Raw genomic sequence first — 21,895 nt, 5'->3', positions numbered from 1 at the left:
ATTTTCAAATGAAACCAAATGCCACTTTATTTTTTCTCATCATTTTGGTTTTGATCCTTTATTACACCATCGAAGTGATTTTACACAAACGCACGTTAAAAAAATTCAAACATAGAATCCATGTCAATGGGACAAGAGGAAAATCGAGTGTAACAAGGTTAATACGAGCAGGACTTGCCTCTTCTGGAAGTTTGGTTTTTGCAAAAACAACTGGAACTTTGGCTCGCATGATTTTTCCTGATGGATCTGAAAAATCAATCTCTCGATTTGGAAAACCAACTATCTTAGAACAAATCAAAATCCTAAAAAAGGCAAATGAATCTGGGGCAAGCATTGTGATTTTGGAATGTATGGCCTTGGAACCGCGTTACCAATGGGCAAGTGAGGGCCAAATTCTACAATCTGATATCGGAGTCATCACAAACATAAGGGAAGACCATCTGGAAGTGATGGGACCAAATCTAATTGATGTCGCCAAAACATTGTTATCTGCATGTCCCGTCAATGGGACTTTGGTTGTTGGACCAAGTGAATTTGAGGATAAAATCGAAAATGTATGTTTGGATCGTAAAACAAAATCAATCCTTATCAAAGAAGCTGAGATTGAATCCATCACTGATGAGGAAATTTTAAAGTTCCCGTATTGGGAACACAAAGAAAATGTATATCTTGCTCTCAAAGTTTGTTCCTTACTCGGAGTCGAACGAAACAAAGCATTAGAGGCAATGTGGAAAGTCACACCGGATCCGGGAGCTCTTTCGGTTTTACCCATTCATTTTTTTGGTAAGGATTTCATATACGTGAATGCAATGGCGGCAAATGACCCAAGTAGTACAAAATTCATTTGGACATCCACACTCAATCGATACCCTCAGATTCAAAAACGATTCATTTTATTCCATACTCGCGAGGATCGACCAGAACGAACCAAACAATTGACGAAAGAAATTGCCAATTGGGGTGATTATGATGCCGTGATTTTAATTGGTACCTCTACATCATTAGCTTTCCAATATTTAAAATCCTTCTCGCAAGCAGATGTTCCAATTTATCTTTGGGAACACTTAAGTTTAGACGGAATCTTTGAATCTTTACTTTCTATCCTTCCGAAACAATCTTTGGTATTTGGTATAGGGAATATTGTTGGACTTGGAATGGAATTGTCTTTATATCTAAAAAATAGGTCAGAACAAACGTATGAATGAAATTCTCCCGTTGTCGATTGGACTGAGTTTAGTCATCAGTTTGGTATTTTCTGAATTGTTTGGTATTTTAGGTACAGGTCTCGTTGTGCCAGGTTATCTTGCTTTATCACTCAATCATCCCAAAAACATGGCACTAACATTTTTCATTGCTTTTTTATCCTTTATTTGTGTTGAGATTCTTTCAAAATTTCTATTGATCTTTGGAAAGAGAAAAATCGTCTTTATTCTGTTATTCGGTTATTTTTTCGGATACTTACTCAACTATCAAATTTTACCTGAAATAGATTTGGCTTACTTATCGGAAGTGAGAGGGATTGGATTTATCATTCCAGGTCTCATAGCAGTTTGGTATGAAAGACAAGGTGTTTTAGAAACAACTTCGGTACTTATCTTAGCCGCGATTTTTGTGAAAATCCTTTTGATTTTTCTTTTAGGTAATGAGTTAGAAAGCCTATGATGACAAAAATTTATTGGTCACCTTGGAAACACTCTCGAATTGCATTGTTTTTACTTGCAATCCTTGGTATTTTGGGTTTACTTCTCATCGAATCTTGTAAGGTAAAAAAAGAACAACCCTACTTCAAAAAAAAATTACATGCTGCAAAACTTGCAGAACGTGCGTTCCAAATCTTAAAACCAGAACTTTTAAAACATAAAAAACCTGATTATAAAGAGTTTGATCCTACCAACTCAGGTCTCATCGGAGAATTCTTAACACCTGTTACAAGCAATAGTGGTTCATTACCTGCTAAACAAACTTCCATCAATCCAAATTTTGCGGCAGTGATGGTACAATTTTTAAAAAAAGCAAAAGTAGAAGAAGGAGATACTGTTGCTGTTGCCATTTCTGGTTCGTTTCCAGCATTAAACATTTGTTTGTTTGCAGCGTTAGATACACTCAAACTAAAACCTATCATCATCTCAAGTGCCTCTGCTTCACAATTTGGAGCAAACCATCCACAAATGTTATGGCTCGATATGGAGAAAGATTTGGAATCCTCTGGCATTTTTTCCTTTCGATCGAGTTACGCATCTTTAGGAGGCATCCAAGACAAAGCCGCCGGAACATCCAAAGAAGGGAAAGAACTTTTGGTACGTGCCTTACAACGGAACCAAGTAAAACTCTTAGATCCAATCCACTTTGAAGACTCCATAGAAAAACGATTGAAATACTATGATGAACTGTCTCAAGGAAAACCAATCAAACTTTTCATCAATGTCGGAGGTGGAACCACCATACTTGGAACCAGTTTAGGCAAACAAGTATTCAAAAATGGACTCATCACCGATTTGCCAGAAGAAGTGCACATCCCAAATTCCGTGATCAAATCGTTTTTGGAACGAGAAACACCAGTCATCAACTTCATCCAAATTGAATCATTGGCAAGAAAGTTTGGTCTCCCTCAGGCTCCCAAAAAAATTCCAAAACCTGGCGAAGGAAAGGTATTTTATTCAGAAGAATACAACCCTTACCTTTATGTTTCTGTTTTCCTATTTTTGCTCATTGGATTGTATGGTGTCACGAGACTCGGTTGGGGTGAAAACGAAGAAGATCGTTATCTCCCAAAGACCTTACGTTCTAGGTAAACTACAATGGCCAAAATCATCGTTTTATCCATCTTACTTTTTTTGTTACTCCGCTGGGTGAGTCGCATTCTGATTTTACCCGCAAAAATTGCAGAAGAGTTAGGCAAAAAACAAAGAGACGAATTCACAAACCTAAGATACCAAACCAAATCCAAAGAAAAAGACATCTCTGACCGAGGAAAAATAATCGAATAATCCCCAATTTCGCAAGAGGAATTTCGCAAGTTTGGACGAAACTCTAAGTAAGATGAGACAGAATTCGTCCAAACTCTTTCCATTCAAACTTCTTAAATTTTCTCAGATTTCGCTGAAACAAATTTCATACATTTTACCTTTCTTTCTTTTGATTCAATGTGGTGTACCAAAAGGTGAGTTTGGTTGGACAACAACCAAAATGGAAGAGATGGACATCCTGGAACAACACATCCAAACCATCACTGATTATAAAATGATGCGTGATGATCTAATATTTTCACCAACAGATACAATCCATTATGTTTACCAATTCTCAAGAAATCCTGGTCTCGAAACTGATTTCCATATTTCTCTCAATCGGTATGAATTGGACTTTGTGGAAATTGATATCAAAAAGAAACGTGCGGAGCCAGATACCCTTGCGATTCGGGATGAATTTTCTCTATTACGAACTGGCGAGTATTTGATTAAAATCGTTTACGAAGGTGATACAGTGGATGAGGTAAAGTTTCGTGTTTTACCTGATGAAGGTTATACGAGAGAAAACCTTGAGCAGGAGTTAGCTGGAGATCAAACAGACGAAATCATTAAATACTCTCGTTGATGGGAGGTTGAATATTTCCTGTTTCTAAAATCCTTTTAATCCTTTCTAATTCTTTTAATGCCACTCGCACTTCGGTTTCGCCACCTTCTTTGATGACCGTTTCATAATATTCTTGTGCTTTTTTAAAATCCCTATTTTCTTCGGATAGTACTCCAAGTCGGAATAAAATTTTAATGAGAGGGATTTTATTCCGTTTAGTTTCCAAAACACGAATCACAGCTTCTTGGTCTTCAATTTTTAAATCCATCAATCGGTATTGAGATAAAATATCATCAAGCGTTGTGACCATTAAGTCTTTTTTGAGAGATTGTTTTTTTTCTATCAAATCTAGTCTTTCTTTTTCTGCAAGGATGAGTTTTTCATCAATTTTTTTCCACTGCATGAGGGAGATATTCAGTTTGTTTTGTTCTAACTCATATTTTTTTTGTTTTTTATCTTTTTTGCTGAGATAATAATATGCAATCGATTCCATTTCCGGAACCCCTGTGTCCTCCGCAAGCGATGGATTCCAATCCTTACTATTTTTATCCAACCAATACTCTAAAAAGTTGGAACCCCTTTCAGGATCACCAATCTTATGATTGAAAAAGACTCCAATTTCATAAGAAACCCTTGTTTTTTCAGGAGTATCTGGACTCAATCGAAAGAAGGTTTCGTAATAATTTCCCGCTAGGATATTTCGTTTTAAGTCAGCATTAATCGTTGCTAAACGCAAATTAGCTTTGATGATTTTTTCTTTTTCATCATCTGATGGATTTTGATTTTTTAAGTATTCAGTAAGTGCCTTTTCGTAAAAATCTGCGGCCTTTTCTTTTTTCCCATCTTGACGGAATTGTTCGGCAATATCACTCAGAACATTTGGGTTTTCATTCCAAATCCGATAGGCTCGTTCAAGGATCAATTCATATGCAAAAAAATCAGTATTTCTTTTATAATCGAACAAAACATAAATCCCTTTTCCTGCTGTTCCGAGTTTATTGACAATTTTTAAACGTTCTTTGTTATCATCTTCCAGTTTTTTGACAACATTGGCAAAAGCATAAAGTTCATTCGATTCAATTTGTTTTCGTTTATTTAAATAAGCCAAATATCTTTTATTATATGATTCATCATAATTTGATTTAGCTTTTTTTCTTGATTCATCTAACATACGCACTTCGTCATTCCAAAGTTTTGATTGAGGTGCCAATTCCGAGAGTTTTTTCCCATCACGGACCCAAGCACTTTCTTTGAGATGGATATCATCTTTAGCTTTTTTCCATTTTTGTTCCGCTTGGATCCATTCCTTGTACAATCTATCATGTTCTTTTGCTGCACTTTCATCATATCCAAGAACATCTTCTTTTTGCCACTCTCCATTACGATACCCTTCTTCTGTCATCTCCAAAGGATGATACCGAAACGCAGCGAGGTAATGTCTGAGTGCTGGAGCAAATTTTTCTGCTTCCACATATAGTTTCGCAAGTTTGGTATGAAGGTAATAGAGAAGAGGAGAATCTCGGACAATAAACGTTTCCGAATGTTTATGGGTACTTTGCCAAAGTAATAATCGAATGTCATTCATCTCGGTACGAGAATTATAAACATTTCCCTTTTCGCGATCTTCCCAAATCCGCTTTTCTTCGATGAATTGGCTATAATATCGTTTGAGGAGTCCTTCCGCCTCACGGATCTTAGTTTCTATGTTTTTTGGTCCCGTTTCTTGGCCAGGATCAACAGGGAGGTCAGCACCAGGCGCGACCGGTACATCGGGAGCATTGGGGTCTGTAGGTTTGGGTTCGTCACGAAGCGCAATCCCTGAATCTTCATCGATTGTGATGCGTTTTTCTGTATCGAGAGATTTGATTTCCTCGATGGAAATCACCTGCAAGGGAGAGAGATACAAACCAGAAAGTGGATTCCTACGGTCTTCCTCTCCTCCCCAAACGGAGGTTTGGATCAGGATGAGTAGAGATCCAATGGCCAAATGGAACTTACGTTTTGAAACCAGATTGCCTAAGTTCAGTGACTCCAAATTCCATTCCTACCTATTCTCAATTATCGGCGAAATTTCAATTTTCCCAATACAAAAGGTGTTGTATTCTTTGGGCAAATGGCGTTCACTACAATTCAAATCCAAACGCCATTATATAAAAACATATGTCCAAAAATATAGTAGAAAGGTATCTCGTTCTCAAAAATAAATATAGGAATTATGATACGAAGTATGCCCTCAAACGAATGCAAGCGTTCCGACTGGCAACACAAGAACTTTCCCGAAAAGGGTACGAAGTAGCGTTAGAACTACTCGGTTCCATCAATTTTGGAATCGTAGACCCAACATCGGATGTAGACTGTATTTTGTTATTAGAATGTGATCTTCACAAAGACCAAGGCAATTGCCCTCATCATTGTAACAATCTAACATTCGTAAAAACCGAAATCTCTAAATTTGTTACAAAACGATTAGCACCAGAATCGTTTAACATAGATTATTTAGATTGTATCAATCTAAAATATGTTGAAGAAAAAATTCGAACCGAATCCGTTTTAGGTGATGAAACACTTTTTTGTTTATTATTCTATCGTAATATAGGTAGACCAGTCAACCGTCCACTTTTCATTCCGTTTTGTGATCAGTTAGAAGAAAATCATGATTTCGTAAAAGAAATCATTCCTTGGGCATCCGAAGCATTAGAAGGATACTTAAACACCAACCAACATCGGATGTCATTTAATAAATACAATGAAAGGATCCGAGCGCGGGGTTTAAGTTTACCTGAAGGATTACAACAAGAATTACAAGCATACATGGAAGGAAAGTCATAATGAAAAAGAAGTCTTCGTGGTAACAGCCTTAGATTTTGAAAACAATCAAAATTGTGTTTCAAAAATGATTGATCTATGGATTTATCAATGAACTGATAAAATTCAGTCCAGAAATTTGTTTCTAAGGACATTGTTTCTTTTTGAAAGTCCACCCTATCTCGTAATTCATTCCCAGATCAACTCTCCAAACGAATATAATCCTTTACTCCTTTTTCATTTCCTGTAAAGTATCGCCATGTTGGATAGAACTTGGAAACCAAAAGGAAGATTGTTTCCCTATCTACTCACCAATTTCATTTTATTTATTTTTGTATCCATAGCCTTTGCTTTTTACACTGCTAGTGAACGAAACATTGATGCGGCGGAGGAAAGCCGGCATCGGTCGTTACAAATTGCCAATGAACTCCGCCAGTCATCAGACCAACTAACAAACCTTGTCCGTTTGTATGCAATTCAAAAAGAACCAAAATTCAAAGCTTACTTCCAACGCATTTTAGAGATCCGAAATGGTGTTAGGCCACGACCTAATGAGTATGACTATGCTTATTGGGATTTGGTCATTGCCGATCAATTACCTCCACCTTCCGAAGAGGGGGAAAAGATCAGCATTTTGGATGCCATGAAACAAGCTGGTTTTTTAGAGTCAGATTTTTTATTACTATCCTTATCTAAAGAAAAATCAGACCAACTCACCAAAATCGAATTTGAATCCATGTCGATGATCGACAGGGAATTAAAAACTGGAAAATCCAATCCCAAAGCAGTAGCAATTTTATTTGATGATCAGTATCTGAAATTCAAAGCAGAGATTATGAAACCAATCAATGATTTATACCACCAATTGGATGACCGGACAACTCAGGCAATATTGGATGCAAAAGAAAAAGTTTTTTTCCTACGAACAGTTCTTATCTTATCTGGAATTGTTTTTGGAATTAGTTTGTATTTCACACATCGATCGTTGGTGTCCATTATGGGAGGGAGTGTCGACGAAGTCTTTCGACTCATTTCTTTACTTGGTGAAGGAAAATTTACAGGTGATATCCAAATCTTAAATGATAACAAAACAATCTTAAATAGTTTAAATACGACACAAAAAAGGTTACAGGAGTTATACGAAAAGACAGAAATGGCAAGTCGTGCCAAATCTGAATTTTTAGCATCGATGAGTCATGAGATACGAACTCCTCTGAACGGAGTGATTGGAATCACACAGATTTTATTCGAAACAGATTTAGATGCAGAACAAAAGTCCTATTTAAAAACGATCGCTGATGCAGGAAAAGCACTCTTAAATATTCTAAACGATATTCTAGATTTCTCAAAAATCGATGCGGGAAAATTAACAATTCAAAAAACTCCATTTCACTTAGCAAATTTAGTCAGGGAAATTTTTGATTTATTTGCCATCGAAGCAAATACCAAACAATTAGAATTTAAATTCGAAATTAATCCCGATGTGCCTGAGGTGATTGTTTCAGATCCAAGTCGAATTCGACAAATTTTATTCAACTTAATTGGAAATGCGATTAAATTTACGGAAACTGGATTCGTGATTCTTTCGATCAAAAAAGAAGAACATTCGATCTTATTTCAAATCAAAGATTCAGGAATTGGAATTTCCTATGAAAAACTCACTTCTTTATTCCAAAAATTTTCGCAAGTTGATACTTCCACCTCACGTAAGTATGGTGGAACTGGGCTCGGCCTTGCCATTTCCGAAAGATTGGTTGGTCTTTTAGAGGGAAAAATTGGTGTGGAAAGTGTGAAAGGAGTAGGAAGTACATTTTGGTGTTCGTTTCCACTTAGCATAGAGGAAGAAACCAATTCCTACCAAATTGAAATTTCGTCGCCTGTATCCAAACAAATTCCAATTTCAGATTCATTGGAAATGAACAAAAAACCAAATGTGGTTCCATTTGATGGGAAACGAGTTTTAGTCGTAGAAGACAATGTATTAAACCAAAAAGTGATTGGTGGGTTACTCAAAAAACAAAAGATCCAATCCGAATCAAACTCCTTCCATCATCATTGCAGTGACAGCCCATGTCTTAAATGAACACAAAGAAAGATGTTTGGAAGTGGGTATGGATGGATTCGTAAGCAAACCATTTTACATTGAAAACTTGTTACAAACGTATCGAGAAATTTTATACAAACGAAACCAATAAGTTATTCATACAATTTCGAAATGATATCGACGGATTTTTTTACAATTTGCGATTGGTTACATGTTCTAACTTACCATTCCCATATGATTTTATAACTTGTGAGATAATCACTTGGTAACCCTCATACCACTGAGCATGATTCAATTTGGCAGTCTTATGATCAGAAAAATCTTTTAAGGCTTCCAATCCTTTTTCGGATTTGAAGTAGTACACAACGGCTAAAATTCCTTTTTCCTGGTTAGACCATTGGTCTCTTCCTAAATATTCAGGATGGTTGGTTACAAAATTCTCGATAGATTGGTCTAAGGACTCAAATACTGGATCAGAAGCAAATTGTTTGAATAGAAATGTTGCAGAGATCATAATTTAAACAAAGATAATTCTTTGTTCAATTCGACAATGAGAGAATTTAATTCAGCCGATGATTTAGCTGTTTTTTCAGACATCATCGATAATTTTGCTGTATCATTTGCCAAATGATGGACGGACGTTCCCATCTCTTCATTTACTTTTTTTTGTTCTTCCGTTGCAAACGAAACAGAAGAGGACCTATTGACTATATTTTCCGATTGTTTTCTAATTTCTTCCACTTCTGTGATTTGTTCTAAATTGGCTTGGTTTACCTTATCTATATTATTGATGATCTCGATGACACTTTCTGATAGATAACGGAATGTCTCGCTCGCAGATTTTACAGAATCAACCGACATATGAGTTGAAATGGAAACTCGTTTGATAAGATCTGATATGGTTTTTGTAGAAGATGCGGTTCTTTCGGCGAGTTTTCCCACTTCGGAAGCAACCACAGCAAATCCTCTTCCCATATCACCAGCACGAGCTGCCTCAATTGAAGCATTTAACGCAAGTAAGTTGACTTGTTCCGAAATATCTTTTATGATCTCCAAAATTTTTCCAATTTCAACTGCATTTTTGTCTACTTCTTCTATGGATTGGATTGCACTTGTAATTGATTTTCCACTTTTGATTACTTCAGATTCTACCGAGTCTGCCTTCTCTTTGGCATGAAGCGAAATATCTTTCACACTGGATGATATTGTAAATAAATGTTCAATGGATTCATTTGTAGCGGCCGTTAATTTTTTTTGTTCTAAAGCATCCGAATAAATTCCATTGATGGATGACCCATTTTCTTCTAATGCTGCAGCAACCTCTTCTAAAGAAGCAGCTTGAACTTGTGAATGTTCTGCTGACTCACTTGATAAACCTTCTAACGTTTTTGCTTCTAATTGGATTTTGGAAGAATGGTTTATAATTGAAGTCAATAGGCGATTGAGTTTTGTTTTTGCTTCTTCTAAATAGAGAGAGATTACACCAATTTCATTTCGAGTTTCATTGATTCGAACATCAGAACGTAAATCACCTTCGGCGAAAGATTTCAAGATATCGGATACATCTCGGATGGTTGCTGATGTATTACCTGTCAATTTCCATAGAACAAAAAACAATAAAGAAATGATCAATATTATGAAAAAACTCAATCCAATACAGATCAATTGTAATTGGTTGACATCAACATGACTTCGAAATTGTGAATAGATGTAAAATGAAAACAAAAAGTATTCGATCACAAATGTAGAAAAAATAGGGAAAAATAAATTAGCAAACAAACTGAGAGGTTTGAGTTTCAATTGATTGTAAACATCATACATTCTTTGCTCAACATAAACGTAGAAAAAAGAAGAAATTGCCATCGCAAGTAATACACCTAACAAAGAAAGAAACACGACTTCACCATAAGATCTTACCATACCAAAATGGTAAGCAAGGACCATTGTGAGAATAGGTCCCCCCACATTCGTAGAAAGAATATTGAGTGCTCCATTTTTGGAAAGTTTGCGAATGATATTGAGTTCTTTTTCAGTATAGGGGATCTCTTCTGGACGATATAATAGTTTTTTAAACTCTTTATGTTTCAGAAAAAACAGAAGCGAGTGAAATCCTATAATGGGGGGTGCTAAGTAGAGTAAAATTTTAATAAAGGATGCAAAATTTGCCCAACCAAAAATAAGAAATATCCCTACAAAGAATAAAAATGGATCCAAATTGGTAAAGAGTGTATAAACTAGGAAAAAACTTTTTGATTTTGGTTTGGAAATAATTTCTTTTGGTTTCATTGACAGAGGAATTTTAAAAGGATTCTAATTCCTCTGTCAAATGAATTTAATCTTTTGATTCGAATTCCTTGATCTTATGATATGAGTAGATACCATAAGACCAATACATCCAAACTTAAATACAATCTTTTCAAACATCGGACATTTGTTTCTCAACCGGCTTGCTAAGCAAAAATTTCAAGGACTGTATTTGATTTCTATTTTAGGCTGAAATTGTTTTTAAAAAAGATCAATTTTTCATCTAATCGGTAATCGATGGGGGATATCAAACCATCCTTGGAACGATTTAAACAATTTTTTAGAATCTAGTTTATGGATATAAAGTAGGTTTCGACTTTACGTTTTCCAAATGGCGGATGTCTTTTCCGGTATTCAGACGAACAAGTTCTTCCGCAACATTCACGGCATAGTCACCTAACCTTTCTAATGCGAGAATGATTCGGTATACGTCTGCAAATTCTTGTTTCTCCATATCGGGAACCGACCGATACTTTTTGAATGCTTGGTCACAAAGTTCGTTCAACTCATCTTCTAAAGAATTCACACTTCCCATGAAACGTTCTTTTTCTTCGACGAGGGATTCTATCGCCATACCCGCAAGAGTGGTGACTCGAGATAAAATTAAAGTCATTGGTTCTTCGTTTTTGAATAGGCCTTTGCGAATGGTTTGATGCCGGAACACATCCGCACAGTTCACCACCTGGTCACCCATACGTTCCATATTCCTTGTGATCCGGATCGCCGAGAGGGCAAAACGAAGGGGGTCTTTTTTTAATACGATGCCATTGTCCACATCCCCCATCCCTAAGATGTTGCGGTTACTCACGGCTTCTAAAATGGCATTTTGGGATAGGTTATCATTTTCCTTTTCCAAATCATCAATGAGGTCATCACGTTCCACAATATTGAGAGCTTGTTCATAATCATCTGCTTCTAATGCTTCACTGAGGAGGATCACTTGTTCCAAAACAAGTTCTGCCATCGAGTATAAGTTTTTTCGTAGGTAATAAAATTTAGAGATGATCATTGTATTTCTTCAAACAAATTTCATCTGCCAAAGTTAAACGGTGGCCAGTTCCGTAATTTCTTCTACTGTCAGGATTTTTTCAATATCAATGAGGATAATGAAGCGGTTGTCTTTTTTCCCGACTCCTGTGATGTAACGAGAAGAAATCCCTTTCACCGAAGGTGGTGGTGGGTCGACTTGGTTGGCAGGGAAATGAACGACATGGGACACTTTGTCCACGATCACTCCAATCGATTTGCCAGAGACATTGATCACAATCGCACGGTCTGCCGCTTCGTTTACATTTTTGATATTCAAACGTTTGGCAAGGTCTATCATCCGAACCACTTTGCCTCGGATGTCCATGATCCCTGCAAAGTAACTCTTTGATTGTGGAACACGGATTAGGTTTGTGATTTTGACAATTTCTTCTACAATTGTGATGGGGATGGCATATTCTTCATCGCCCAAATTGAAAATGATGTATTGTTCATGAATGAATTGGTTTGCTTGGGATGTTTCTTTTGCCATATCAATTTCTACTACTACGTCTAGAAATAGACGTAGCCGTTGTAGAAAAAATATGAACCGAAACTGAGAAATGACAACACTTTTGTCATTAAGACAGATCGTTTTCTCACAAGAAAATCCAGAAGTCCTGCGACCATCCCTAAGATTCCCAGACTGAGACCTAATACGACATAATCATAATATACATAATAGACCAAACATCCAAATCCGACGCCGAGACAGATATCTTGCAAATCTCCCCAGACCCTACGTTTGAAACGTGTCCAGAGCGATCCTCGCGCTTCTCTAGCCTCTCTTCGTTCCCTTCTCCAACGTTGGAACCTTGTCTCACGGACAATCCCAAAGATGGAATCATACCGCGTGGAGGGAAAGAGTGCTGACTCCATTGGTCCACGTGCGTTTCGTTTTTTTTCGGATACTTCTGGTTGGAACGGAGGGTAAATTTCATACGCTCCGCCAATACTAACCAACATGTCTTTGTCAGGGAGGGAACTGAAGTATTCGCGGAATGGCCAAATCTTTCGAAAGACTGGGTAGGCACGTCCAGAAGTGATATCCTTCTCGGATTGTACAGTTCCGTTTTTCACGGTGGCTCCGTACATACGTCCTTTCTCTTCTTTGATCTCGACAGATAAACGAACGAGTCGTTCGTGAAAATTAAACTCAGCCTCCAGGACATCCCCGAGAGGTGTTTCCATGGTAAATGCTCGGATGAAACCGGGGGTGCGGGGTTTCTGTTTCCTCCAGACTTGTTTCATAACAAATCTATCGGAGGAAACAGTAAGTCACTGAAGAAAGATTATTTCTTCTTTTTGTGTCTGTTGGCTCTGCGTTTTTTCTTACGTTTGTGTGTTGCGATTTTTCTACGCTTTCTCTTTTTTCCGGAAGGCATTCCTTCCTCCTTATATCAAGCCTGTTCTGTCAAATTTCTAGTCGAGGTACTTTTGTAAAACTTTATTTTTCCGCATATTGGATAACATCGCTTTGATCTCACTCACACCCTCTCTTGAAGTCACAAGGAGGACATCAGGTTCTTCTACTACGATGAGATCTTTCACACCAAGGAAAGCAATGAGCTCTTTTTGCACGGAAGAAATATTGCCCGAAGCTTTATGGTAGAGAACTTCTTTTCCTTGGTGGTGGTTTTTTTCTTTGTCACCAGGTAAAATACGTTCAAGGGACATCCAAGATCCCACATCATCCCAATTGAATGTGGCTTCCACCATCCGAATGCGATTCGATTTTTCCATAATGGCAGTGTCGATGGCTTCCGAAGGTAACATTTGGAAGGCCGACTTCAAGTCTCCAAAACTCTTAAATGGAAATCCATTTTTGAGGGGTCCCAAAATATGTGGCGCATGTCGTTCCAGTTCGGATAAAATCGTTTCGGTTCGGAAAAGAAAGATCCCAGGGTTCCAATAAAAATTCTTTTTTTTGATGTATTTGAGTGCCGTTTTGAAATCTGGTTTTTCAAAGAATGCTTTTACCGTATAACCAACATCAGTTGGTTTGCCAGTACTGATATAACCATACCCTACTTCTGGCCGGTTAGGTTTGACGCCAAGTAAAACCATCCCATTTTCAGTTTCATACAATGCTTGTTCGATGGTTTTTGTAAATTCTTTGACGGGATCAATGAAGGCATCCGCAGAAAGGACAATAAGATTGGGGTTCCCATATTTTTTTTGGAAATAAAGAGCAGAGAGGGCAATGATGGGAGCTGTGTTTTTCCCTTCTGGTTCGATGATAAAATTTCCCGAGGGAAACTTAGGGTCTTTTTTTAGAATCTCAGCCTTAAGTGTGGCATTGGTCCCAATGTAAATGCGATCAAGTGACGTGATAGTAAGGGCCCGGTCAATGGTCTCACGTAAGAGAGTTTTGTTGGAATATACTTTTTGGAGCTGTTTTGGGGAGTTGGTGCGGGAACGAGGCCAGAACCTCTCCCCCTTTCCTCCCGCCATAATCAGAACCACAGGGGTTTCTTTTGGTAATTTCGCCATAGGGTTTGGAACCAGAATTTAGAAAGGGAAAAAGAGGAAAACTAGAAAAGAATTATACTCCACCCGCTTCCTTTGGAGTTTCCTCGCTATGAAGTTTGATTGGTTTTGCTGGGATGATAGTCGAAATGGCATGTTTATAGACCAAATTCTGTTTGTTTTCGTTTTCTAAAATGATGGTGAAATTGTCAAAACTGACAACCTTTCCTTTTAAGGGCACTCCATTTAACAGGTAGATGGTGAGATCAATTTTCTCTTTTCTTGCTGTATTTAAAAGTTGGTCTTGGATGTTATTTTTTGCCGACATTGGAAATCCCGAGTGTTCTCTCTATCTTTGTTCTATATTTGTATACAATTGGACAGCGGCATCATAAGAAATGGGCGAAAGGAATGATTCTTTTTTGAACCAAGTGATTTGCCTTTTTGCATAATTTCTGTGACTTTGCGCCAGCTGTTCAATGAATGTATTACTGTCTATCATTCCATTTAGGAATGCAAGCGCAAAATTGTAACCTAAGGTTCGTAACCCTGGACAGTCAGGACCATACTTGGATAAAACTTCTTTCGTTTCCTCTAACATACCTCTGATGATCGTTTCCACTCGAGTGTTGATGCGTTGGTACAGAATTTCCCTGGGCCAATCCAACCAATGACCAACGATTTTCACTTCTGGATTGTCTTTCCAAAACCCTCCCACAGTTTCTTTGGAAACATCTGACCACAAAACTCCTGTGAGTACAACTTCCAAAGCACGTTTGATGCGGTATCCATCTTGGTCGGAAAGAGATTCCATGGCCTTTGGATCTTTGGCCAGGAGTTGAGACCTTGCCTCTTCCAAAGGAAGTGTGAATACATAGTCTTTTGTTTCTTTGGGTACAGTTGGTACGGGATACATTCCGAGTAAAAAAGCTCGTAGGTAAAAACCAGTCCCTCCTAAGAGAAAAGGAATTTTTCCACGACTTTGGATGTCAGCAATGGCATTGCGGGCTAAAAGGGAAAACTGGTTGGCATTGATGGACTCGTTGGCATTTAAAAAACCAATGAGCCAATGTCGAATCGTAGAACACTCTTCGGGAGTGGGTGCCGTTGTGCCTACCGGAAGGTCCCGGTAGACTTGGCGTGAGTCAAAAGAAACAATTTCGAAACGTTTTGGGTCTAGGACTTGTGTGAGGGAAGTTTTTCCAGAACCGGTGGGTCCACCAAGGATGGGAAGGATCACTCCTCTTCCTCGGCAACGACCTCCTCTTCTTCGGCCTCTTCCAATTCTTCCGTTTCTTCTAAGAGTTCATCATCTTCAATGACTGGTTCTTCCTCTTCTTCCACTTCGTATTCCGAACTACGGATGGCTGCCATGCGGGATTTGATTGCTGGTTTTGCCAACTGGTCTGATCCACATTTAGGGCATTTTTTTTCTGGTTTATTCAAATCATAAAACTTCGTTCCGCAAGAGTAACAATTGAACTTCTTTCCTAATGGATTGTTCGGATCAATTTTTACAGCAGGCGCTTTGGTTTGTGGGGTCGGTTTCTCCTTGGTAGCTGTAGCAGTTTTTGGAGCTGGTACAGCCTTCCCCTTGGTAGCAGGGACTTTCGACCCAACTACGGTCTTTTTTTTATCTTCCTTCGGGGAAGAGGACTTGGCGTCCTTACTCGGTTTTTCCTTGGCTACGACCTTTTTTTTGGGAGGAGCCTGCTTCTTTGCTGCTTTTTTTGCGACCATAAACGTACTTTTGACAGTTTTGGAAATCCCCGTTACGGGACAACCTTTTTGAAATTGGACGGTTTTCTCCTGGATGAAAATTAATGAAAAGTTTTTTTTTTCCTATGACCCAATTAAGTGTCAATGTCAATAAGATCGCCACTCTCCGCAATTCTCGTGGAGGATCCCTTCCTAGTGTCCTGAAACTGTCAGAACTCATCTTGGATTCAGGTGCTCATGGGATCACTGTTCACCCTCGTTCGGACGAAAGGCATATCACCAAACAAGATGTATTCGAATTACAGGAGTTTTTACGAACTTACAACGAAAAAATTACTAAATTAGGAATTTCTAAAAAAGAGTACAATATAGAAGGCGAACCAAGTGAACGTTTTTTAGACCTAGTACTCAAAGCAAAACCAGACCAAGCCACTCTCGTTCCCGTGAAACCAGGCGAAATCACCTCGGATCATGGATTTCAATTTGCCGATCAAAAAACGTTTTCGACCTTAAAACCCATTGTAGAGGCAATTCGAAAGGAAGGGATCCGTGTTTCTTTGTTTATGGAAACCGATTTTACGTTTTATGACCAAGTGGTTGCCCTTGGTGCCGAACGAATTGAACTCTATACAGGTCCTTTTGCACATGCTTTCGATCTTTCGGAAGAAAAAGGAAAAGAAATTTTCACTGATTACCAAAGAGCCGCCATTGAGGCAAACAAACTAGGGTTAGCTGTGAATGCGGGACACGATTTGGATACCAATAATCTACGAGTGTTTGCAAAACTTCCTTACTTAAAAGAAGTTTCCATTGGGCATCGTTTGATGGCCCAAAGTTTAGTGGATGGTTTAGAAACGACAGTCAAATCCTATCTCAAAGTTCTTTCGCTAGGGAACGAAACTGAGTGAACTGAGGGTCTTGTTCGATGAGTAATTTGGCGGCTCGTTCTAGAGCCGTTGCCATGAATGCTTCTGTTTTGCCTTTCCGTTTCACAATCTGCACTTCCGCTAAAAATTGTCTCAGGGCTTCTTTGGCTTGGGCTTCATTCCCCGAGAGGATTGCCAGTTTGACTTTTCTCCAAGCTTGTGTGATTTGGGTCTCGGAACGATTGTGACTGCCCGTATTTTTGGGATTTGTCTCTGCATTTGAGGAGACAGTTGCCGTAACGGCCCCAGGGGTAGCCCCCACCATTTCTTTCCCCAACTCACCTCGATAGTAACTGGAAGTATCCCAAATTTTGGTAAAGGGATCTGATTTCATTTGGTCCGCAAACAATCTTTCTTTGTAAGATAGATTCGGATTTTTGATCAGTTTTTGGAGTACGATTTGTTCGTCAGGGGCTAATTTTTGAAAACAAATGGCAAAACTCCCGTGTCGTAACGAGTCTTTGGTAAATACTCCTCGTTCGATTAAAAACTGAAAGGTTGGAAGCGATGGAGATTGGTTTTCCCTACACTGTTTTTGCAATTCCGAAATGGTGGCAAGGACCTCACCATCGTAAGAATGTGCCTTTAAATCACCCAAATTTCCGGACTTTTCTGCGGAAATACGCAACATATTTTTATAGAGGGTGTCGTTTGGATTTTTTTCCAATGCTTTCCGAAATCCAGTATAACTATCCGCGTAGTTGCCACGATGGTATTCGAGAAGACCCCACATATAACACAAATACCCATCGTCTGTATCTTTTGTTCGGCAAACGTATCTTAGTCGGGACATAGCTTCGTCTTTTGCGGAAGGATTTTCCCAAACATCAAGCAAAACCTCCTCCAAAAAAAGAAGAGTCTCCAAACTGTAAGGATCACGGTTTGGGTTCTTTTCCGGCTCTGAGGTACAAAACCCAAGGGAAAGGGCAAAAATCAGGACAACGAATGCGCGCATGTCACCGTCTATGTTATACATGAGTCCTAGATTTGTCCCGATTTTTTTTGTGTTGCCTACGCTGGAAATTCGGAAATTCTTAGGATAATCTATTCACGAAACGAGAGATCCATTGAAACGATTTGTTTATCTACTTTCCTTTTTCACCCTTCTAAGTTTTGCCCTCCCAGTTGGGTTTATTTCCTGCGAACCAGAAGCGAAAAAAGCGCAAAACCGCGAGACCAATTTCACATACGTAGACTTCGAAACAGTCATTCGAACAGTGGACAAACTGTATATTGACAAACACATCAATGTCAACCGAGCTTACACGGATGCAGCCAGTTTTGCTTTTTTAAGTTTACCCCATCCGCTTTATATTTATCCGGAAAGTTATTTTAAAGAGAGAGAAAAATACGACGATAAAGAGGACCTTTGGCCAGGAACTACGTTCAAAATCTCTCCTTCTGATAAATTTGTAGTTTTTGATCCTGATTATGCCCAGGTGGAAAAAATCCAAAAAGAAAAACGGAAAAAAAATGAAAACCGTAAGTTATCAGATGCAGAGCTCAAAAAACTGATCGAAAAAGAAAAATTAAAAAAATCAGTCATCTCTGCACGTTGGGAAGAAATCAATTTTTCCAGAAAAGATTTTGACCGAGTCGTTACATACATCCAAGACAATTTAGAAAAATACAAAACTCCAGTTTTAAAAGGATTAGTAGAACTTGATGGGGAACTTCCCGATGACGAGGAAGAAGACAAAAAAGAGTTCCGCATGGAACAAGTGTTTGTTGCGGCGGCAAATGGTTATCTCAATTCTCTCGATCCACACTCCAATGTATTTTTAGAGGAAGTTTGGGAAGAATCCATGTCCAAAATCAGCGATGGTTCCTTTGAAGGAATCGGAGCTATCCTTTCTGGTGGAGGAAGCCGAGAAGTCATCGTTGAAAATCCATTAGAAGGTAGCCCGGCCCTCAAAGCCGGAATCCGCAGTGGAGATAACATTGTGGCTGTAGATGGTAAACTCATCAAAAATTTATCCCTTGATAAAGTGGTTAAAAAAATCAAAGGACCTAAAGCCACCAAAGTTGTGTTAACCATCTCTCGAAAAGGGAATACAGGAAAAATTGATATCGAAGTGATTCGTGATAAAATCACAATCAAAAATGTTACCTACCATCTCGTAAAAGAAAATCCACAAGTGGCTTATATCAAACTGACAGGATTTGTAAAACCTGGAAATGGGGAACCACCAATTGATACTCAAATTGCAGATGCACTTGCTGAAATGGAAAGAACGGCAAAAGAGAATGGAAAACCACTTAAGGCCGTTATTTTGGATTTACGTGGTAACTCTGGTGGGTATTTAGATTTAGCAGTCGATATCGCAGATATGTTTATCGAAAAAGGAATCATTGTTTCTACAAGAACTCCTGGAAGAAGTGATGAAGAAAAACCTGCAAAAATCAAAGATATCACAAAACTACCGTTAGCAATTCTTATGAATTCTAAATCTGCCTCCGCATCTGAAATTGTTGCCAGTGCCATCCAACACCATGGAAGAGGAATTTTACTTGGGGAAAGAACCTTTGGAAAAGCAACAGTTCAAACACTCAAAAAATTAGATAATAATCCAAATTATCTCTTAAAAATTACCAATGCGAGATACTATTCTCCATCTGGAAAAACCATCCAAGTGGTAGGAGTCTCACCAGACATCGAAGTTTCAGAAGAAGCAGATGGAACCTTCCCTTTCCGATACCGTGAAGAAGATATGTGGAACCACTTACCACTCATCCCTCACGAAGGAGTTGTTAAGTCTCGATTCAATATCAATGCGATCAAAGACTATGCCAAAAAGAATGGAAAGGCAGATACGTATTTGAAAGAACATTCCAATGATGCCATCAAACCGGATTATATGTTGATTCGAAGTTTGGATTATATCGAAGGGATGATCAATACAAAATCATAGATTCCTAATTGGGATTTTATTGAAAGTATTTTGAATACAATTGGATAGAATGTGACACGAATTAAATCAGATTTCCTGATCATTGGAAGCGGAGTGAGTGGACTCTTTACCGCATTAAAATTGGCTCCGCTTGGTTCGGTCGTTGTTGTCACCAAAAAAGCTGACTATGAATCCAATACCAACTATGCACAAGGTGGTATTGCTTCTGTTTTTGACGATCAGGACAAATTTGAAGAACACATCAAGGACACCTTGGAATCAGGTGCTGGATTATGTGATCTCGAAGCAGTTCGTGTTTTGGTAGAAGAAGGACCCACTCGAGTCAAAGAACTTTTAGAATTAGGGGTACCATTTACCAGAAACCAAACTGGTGAATTGGATTTGGCTCGTGAAGGTGGTCATAGTAAAAATAGGATCATCCATTCACTTGACCGAACAGGAAGTGCTGTTGAACAATCATTACTCGACAACGTCCATTCAAATCCAAATATCCGAATTTTAGAAAACCATGCCTGTGTAGATTTAATCACCAAACATCATTTAAAAGACAAAGACAACCTACCATTACGATGTTATGGTGCCTATATTGTTGATACTGAAACTGGGGAAGTTTTTCCAGTCCTTGCTAAAAAAACTATTTTAGCAACCGGTGGAGCAGGCCAAGTCTATCTTCATACAACCAATCCGAATATCGCAACTGGTGACGGAGTTGCAAGTGCCTATCGAGCTGGAGCCATTGTCAAAAACATGGAATTTTACCAGTTCCATCCCACATCCTTATTCCACGAACAAGGGAATAGTTTTTTAATCTCAGAAGCCGTTCGTGGCCATGGTGGCATCTTACGCGAAATAGGTGGTCGGCCATTTATGAAAGATTATCATACTTTGGGAGAATTGGCACCAAGAGATATCGTGGCACGAGCCATCGACGACACGATGAAAAAAAGAGGAGAACCTCATGTTCTGCTTGATATCACACACAGACCCGCAAACGACATCATCAGCCATTTCCCTTCGATTTACGAACGATGTAAAAAGTTAGGTATTGATATCACAACGGATCCTATTCCTGTGGTTCCTGCAGCGCATTATATGTGCGGTGGTGTTGCCACCGACCTTCTTGGACGAACTAACATAGCCGATTTGTATGCTTGTGGTGAAACTACATGTACGGGAGTGCATGGTGGGAACCGATTGGCTTCGAATAGTTTATTGGAGTGTTTGGTTTTTTCCCATCGAATTGCAGAAGACATTCGGTCCCAAGGGAAACTAAACTATTCTTCGGAAACTGATTTGATTCCAGATTGGAATAAAGAAGGAACTACCAATACGGAAGAATGGGTTCTCATCTCACATGACCTAATCGAAATCAAAACCATCATGAGTAATTATGTTGGAATCGTTCGTTCAGACATGCGATTGGAACGGGCACTTCGCCGCTTGAAACTGATCTCAGAAGAAGTGAAAGACTACTACAATCGAACCACTGTTTCACTAGGTTTATTAGAACTTCGTAATTTAGTAAAGGTTGCTGAGTTGATTGTGAGATCGGCACTTTTACGGAAGGAAAGCCGAGGGCTTCATTTTAGCACGGATTACCCAGAAGATCGCACCCCATCCAGACAAGATACAATCCTATCTCATAAATTATAAAAAGTCCTGCGCCAGGGACCGAAGCGGAAATCCTTTCTCGTTATGAGAAAGATTGTAGCGAAGGGCCCGGTCCCTATTGTAAAAATTATTTTTTCAAGTAAAAATTGGAGGCGCCCACATAACAAATCTTATATGAATTATTGATTAACCACGAATTCCTAAAATTGTGTACACAATTCCCAAAATCACGGGCAAAATGGAATAACTAAAAACGTGAATGAAGTATCCTCTTTTTTCTCCCCATTTTTGTTTCATTGGTTCTAGTTTCCAAAAAAAACTGGGTTTATAAAGACGCAAAACATAGGTTGTGATTCCATAAATGATAAAAAAAATGCCTAATCCGACTGTGACTAAATTCATAAAACTCCTTCTAGATTTCATACTGTGCAAAAGGATGAACTTTCCAAGAAAAAAAACCTTTGAGCTCGGTTTTGGTTTGGAAGTTGGGAAATACTGTGATAGAGGGA

23 protein-coding genes are annotated in these 21,895 nt (G+C 38.6%); 11 read left to right on the top strand and 12 right to left on the bottom strand.

Annotated elements, in window-relative coordinates; all coding sequences use genetic code 11:
* The first annotated feature begins 8 nt into the window (after positions 1–8).
* From pgsB to LEPBI_RS02395, 5 genes are read left to right on the top strand one after another with little or no spacing between them, the layout of a single operon-like run.
* Complete coding sequence (pgsB, locus tag LEPBI_RS02415; RefSeq protein WP_012387519.1) at positions 9–1,205, top strand: poly-gamma-glutamate synthase PgsB; 1,197 nt, start codon at positions 9–11, stop codon at positions 1,203–1,205.
* Positions 1,198–1,662 carry a poly-gamma-glutamate biosynthesis protein PgsC gene (pgsC, locus tag LEPBI_RS02410; protein WP_012387518.1) on the top strand — a complete coding sequence of 155 codons (465 nt, stop codon included), beginning with the start codon at positions 1,198–1,200 and terminating at the stop codon, positions 1,660–1,662. Before pgsB ends, pgsC begins: the two co-directional genes overlap by 8 nt.
* Positions 1,662–2,792 (top strand): poly-gamma-glutamate system protein, encoded by a 1,131-nt coding sequence (gene pgsW / locus LEPBI_RS02405; protein WP_041769598.1) that lies wholly within the window; start codon positions 1,662–1,664, stop codon positions 2,790–2,792. The genes pgsC and pgsW overlap by 1 nt, the downstream gene beginning before the upstream one ends.
* A gap of 6 nt (positions 2,793–2,798) precedes the next feature.
* Positions 2,799–2,987, top strand: coding sequence for a hypothetical protein (locus LEPBI_RS02400; RefSeq protein ID WP_012387516.1), 189 nt, complete (start codon positions 2,799–2,801; stop codon positions 2,985–2,987).
* Positions 2,988–3,039: 52 nt separating this feature from the next.
* Entirely contained in the window at positions 3,040–3,591 is a 552-nt protein-coding gene (locus tag LEPBI_RS02395) for an LIC_12238 family plasminogen-binding lipoprotein (protein ID WP_012476125.1), read from the top strand.
* On the opposite strand, the gene LEPBI_RS02390 is transcribed toward LEPBI_RS02395, so the two are convergent.
* On the bottom strand, positions 3,575–5,605 hold the full coding sequence (locus LEPBI_RS02390; protein ID WP_012387514.1) for a tetratricopeptide repeat protein: 2,031 nt from the start codon (positions 5,603–5,605) through the stop codon (positions 3,575–3,577). The two genes, LEPBI_RS02395 and LEPBI_RS02390, sit on opposite strands and share 17 nt — an antisense overlap.
* 125 nt (positions 5,606–5,730) lie before the next feature.
* On the opposite strand from LEPBI_RS02390, the gene LEPBI_RS02385 reads away from it, so the two are divergent.
* The 3 genes from LEPBI_RS02385 to LEPBI_RS19425 all read left to right on the top strand — a co-directional run bounded on the left by LEPBI_RS02385 (position 5,731) and on the right by LEPBI_RS19425 (position 8,570).
* The gene (locus tag LEPBI_RS02385) at positions 5,731–6,399 is read left to right on the top strand and encodes a hypothetical protein (protein ID WP_012387513.1); all 669 of its coding nucleotides are present in this window, start codon (positions 5,731–5,733) and stop codon (positions 6,397–6,399) included.
* A gap of 235 nt (positions 6,400–6,634) precedes the next feature.
* Positions 6,635–8,458, top strand: coding sequence for a hybrid sensor histidine kinase/response regulator (locus LEPBI_RS02380; protein ID WP_012476123.1), 1,824 nt, complete (start codon positions 6,635–6,637; stop codon positions 8,456–8,458).
* Positions 8,376–8,570, top strand: coding sequence for a response regulator (locus tag LEPBI_RS19425; protein WP_226992861.1), 195 nt, complete (start codon positions 8,376–8,378; stop codon positions 8,568–8,570). Before LEPBI_RS02380 ends, LEPBI_RS19425 begins: the two co-directional genes overlap by 83 nt.
* A gap of 39 nt (positions 8,571–8,609) precedes the next feature.
* Here LEPBI_RS19425 and LEPBI_RS02375 read toward each other — a convergent pair whose 3' ends face one another.
* From LEPBI_RS02375 to LEPBI_RS02335, 9 genes are all read right to left on the bottom strand, one after another.
* Positions 8,610–8,933 carry a hypothetical protein gene (locus tag LEPBI_RS02375; RefSeq protein WP_012387510.1) on the bottom strand — a complete coding sequence of 108 codons (324 nt, stop codon included), beginning with the start codon at positions 8,931–8,933 and terminating at the stop codon, positions 8,610–8,612.
* Positions 8,930–10,705 (bottom strand): methyl-accepting chemotaxis protein, encoded by a 1,776-nt coding sequence (locus LEPBI_RS02370; protein ID WP_012387509.1) that lies wholly within the window; start codon positions 10,703–10,705, stop codon positions 8,930–8,932. The genes LEPBI_RS02375 and LEPBI_RS02370 overlap by 4 nt, the downstream gene beginning before the upstream one ends.
* A gap of 310 nt (positions 10,706–11,015) precedes the next feature.
* A complete protein-coding gene (locus LEPBI_RS02365) occupies positions 11,016–11,732 on the bottom strand; it encodes a phosphate signaling complex PhoU family protein (protein ID WP_012387508.1) in 717 nt (238 codons plus the stop codon).
* Between the two features lie 33 nt (positions 11,733–11,765).
* Positions 11,766–12,242, bottom strand: a complete 477-nt coding sequence (locus tag LEPBI_RS02360) for a chemotaxis protein CheW (protein WP_012387507.1) — start codon at positions 12,240–12,242, stop codon at positions 11,766–11,768.
* Positions 12,243–12,262: 20 nt separating this feature from the next.
* Positions 12,263–12,940, bottom strand: coding sequence for a hypothetical protein (locus tag LEPBI_RS02355; RefSeq protein ID WP_226992860.1), 678 nt, complete (start codon positions 12,938–12,940; stop codon positions 12,263–12,265).
* 231 nt (positions 12,941–13,171) lie between these two features.
* A complete protein-coding gene (locus tag LEPBI_RS02350) occupies positions 13,172–14,242 on the bottom strand; it encodes a mannose-1-phosphate guanylyltransferase (protein ID WP_012387505.1) in 1,071 nt (356 codons plus the stop codon).
* Positions 14,243–14,294: 52 nt separating this feature from the next.
* Positions 14,295–14,546: an RNA chaperone Hfq gene (gene hfq, locus LEPBI_RS02345; RefSeq protein ID WP_012387504.1), complete on the bottom strand. Its 252-nt coding sequence runs from the start codon at positions 14,544–14,546 to the stop codon at positions 14,295–14,297.
* A 21-nt stretch (positions 14,547–14,567) separates the two neighbouring features.
* Positions 14,568–15,458 (bottom strand): tRNA (adenosine(37)-N6)-dimethylallyltransferase MiaA, encoded by an 891-nt coding sequence (miaA, locus tag LEPBI_RS02340; protein WP_012387503.1) that lies wholly within the window; start codon positions 15,456–15,458, stop codon positions 14,568–14,570.
* The gene (locus LEPBI_RS02335) at positions 15,455–15,958 is read right to left on the bottom strand and encodes an FYDLN acid domain-containing protein (RefSeq protein ID WP_012387502.1); all 504 of its coding nucleotides are present in this window, start codon (positions 15,956–15,958) and stop codon (positions 15,455–15,457) included. The genes miaA and LEPBI_RS02335 overlap by 4 nt, the downstream gene beginning before the upstream one ends.
* A 104-nt stretch (positions 15,959–16,062) precedes the next feature.
* On the opposite strand from LEPBI_RS02335, the gene LEPBI_RS02330 reads away from it, so the two are divergent.
* Positions 16,063–16,845, top strand: coding sequence for a pyridoxine 5'-phosphate synthase (locus LEPBI_RS02330; RefSeq protein ID WP_012387501.1), 783 nt, complete (start codon positions 16,063–16,065; stop codon positions 16,843–16,845).
* On the opposite strand, the gene LEPBI_RS02325 is transcribed toward LEPBI_RS02330, so the two are convergent.
* Positions 16,811–17,839: a hypothetical protein gene (locus LEPBI_RS02325; protein ID WP_012387500.1), complete on the bottom strand. Its 1,029-nt coding sequence runs from the start codon at positions 17,837–17,839 to the stop codon at positions 16,811–16,813. The genes LEPBI_RS02330 and LEPBI_RS02325 overlap by 35 nt on opposite strands.
* 91 nt (positions 17,840–17,930) lie before the next feature.
* Here LEPBI_RS02325 and LEPBI_RS02320 point away from each other — a divergent pair, with 91 nt between their 5' ends.
* On the top strand, positions 17,931–19,775 hold the full coding sequence (locus LEPBI_RS02320) for a S41 family peptidase (protein WP_012387499.1): 1,845 nt from the start codon (positions 17,931–17,933) through the stop codon (positions 19,773–19,775).
* A 51-nt stretch (positions 19,776–19,826) separates the two neighbouring features.
* Positions 19,827–21,428 carry an L-aspartate oxidase gene (gene nadB, locus LEPBI_RS02315; RefSeq protein WP_012387498.1) on the top strand — a complete coding sequence of 534 codons (1,602 nt, stop codon included), beginning with the start codon at positions 19,827–19,829 and terminating at the stop codon, positions 21,426–21,428.
* Between the two features lie 144 nt (positions 21,429–21,572).
* Here nadB and LEPBI_RS02310 read toward each other — a convergent pair whose 3' ends face one another.
* Positions 21,573–21,788 (bottom strand): hypothetical protein, encoded by a 216-nt coding sequence (locus tag LEPBI_RS02310; RefSeq protein WP_012387497.1) that lies wholly within the window; start codon positions 21,786–21,788, stop codon positions 21,573–21,575.
* Positions 21,789–21,895 lie beyond the last annotated feature (107 nt).

It is taken from the genome of Leptospira biflexa serovar Patoc strain 'Patoc 1 (Paris)' (assembly GCF_000017685.1).
In the GTDB taxonomy this organism is placed as follows: Bacteria; Spirochaetota; Leptospiria; order Leptospirales; family Leptospiraceae; genus Leptospira_A; species Leptospira_A biflexa.
The sequence above is the reverse complement of the archived record's forward strand: the minus strand, read 5'-3'. Positions and strand labels throughout refer to the sequence as shown.

Bases quoted from the DNA above. Each gene is read 5' to 3' on its own strand.
- LEPBI_RS02335 (WP_012387502.1), bottom strand. From the start codon at position 15,958: ATGGTCGCAAAAAAAGCAGCAAAGAAGCAGGCTCCTCCCAAAAAAAAG.
- LEPBI_RS02355 (WP_226992860.1), bottom strand. From the start codon at position 12,940: ATGGAAACACCTCTCGGGGATGTCCTGGAGGCTGAGTTTAATTTTCAC.
- pgsW (WP_041769598.1), top strand. From the start codon at position 1,662: ATGACAAAAATTTATTGGTCACCTTGGAAACACTCTCGAATTGCATTG.
- LEPBI_RS02365 (WP_012387508.1), bottom strand. From the start codon at position 11,732: ATGATCATCTCTAAATTTTATTACCTACGAAAAAACTTATACTCGATG.
- LEPBI_RS02395 (WP_012476125.1), top strand. From the start codon at position 3,040: ATGAGACAGAATTCGTCCAAACTCTTTCCATTCAAACTTCTTAAATTT.
- LEPBI_RS02325 (WP_012387500.1), bottom strand. From the start codon at position 17,839: ATGTATAACATAGACGGTGACATGCGCGCATTCGTTGTCCTGATTTTT.
- pgsB (WP_012387519.1), top strand. From the start codon at position 9: ATGAAACCAAATGCCACTTTATTTTTTCTCATCATTTTGGTTTTGATC.
- LEPBI_RS02400 (WP_012387516.1), top strand. From the start codon at position 2,799: ATGGCCAAAATCATCGTTTTATCCATCTTACTTTTTTTGTTACTCCGC.
- LEPBI_RS02380 (WP_012476123.1), top strand. From the start codon at position 6,635: ATGTTGGATAGAACTTGGAAACCAAAAGGAAGATTGTTTCCCTATCTA.
- LEPBI_RS02360 (WP_012387507.1), bottom strand. From the start codon at position 12,242: ATGGCAAAAGAAACATCCCAAGCAAACCAATTCATTCATGAACAATAC.
- LEPBI_RS02350 (WP_012387505.1), bottom strand. From the start codon at position 14,242: ATGGCGAAATTACCAAAAGAAACCCCTGTGGTTCTGATTATGGCGGGA.
- LEPBI_RS02375 (WP_012387510.1), bottom strand. From the start codon at position 8,933: ATGATCTCTGCAACATTTCTATTCAAACAATTTGCTTCTGATCCAGTA.
- hfq (WP_012387504.1), bottom strand. From the start codon at position 14,546: ATGTCGGCAAAAAATAACATCCAAGACCAACTTTTAAATACAGCAAGA.
- LEPBI_RS02310 (WP_012387497.1), bottom strand. From the start codon at position 21,788: ATGAATTTAGTCACAGTCGGATTAGGCATTTTTTTTATCATTTATGGA.
- pgsC (WP_012387518.1), top strand. From the start codon at position 1,198: ATGAATGAAATTCTCCCGTTGTCGATTGGACTGAGTTTAGTCATCAGT.
- LEPBI_RS02330 (WP_012387501.1), top strand. From the start codon at position 16,063: ATGACCCAATTAAGTGTCAATGTCAATAAGATCGCCACTCTCCGCAAT.
- LEPBI_RS02370 (WP_012387509.1), bottom strand. From the start codon at position 10,705: ATGAAACCAAAAGAAATTATTTCCAAACCAAAATCAAAAAGTTTTTTC.
- LEPBI_RS02385 (WP_012387513.1), top strand. From the start codon at position 5,731: ATGTCCAAAAATATAGTAGAAAGGTATCTCGTTCTCAAAAATAAATAT.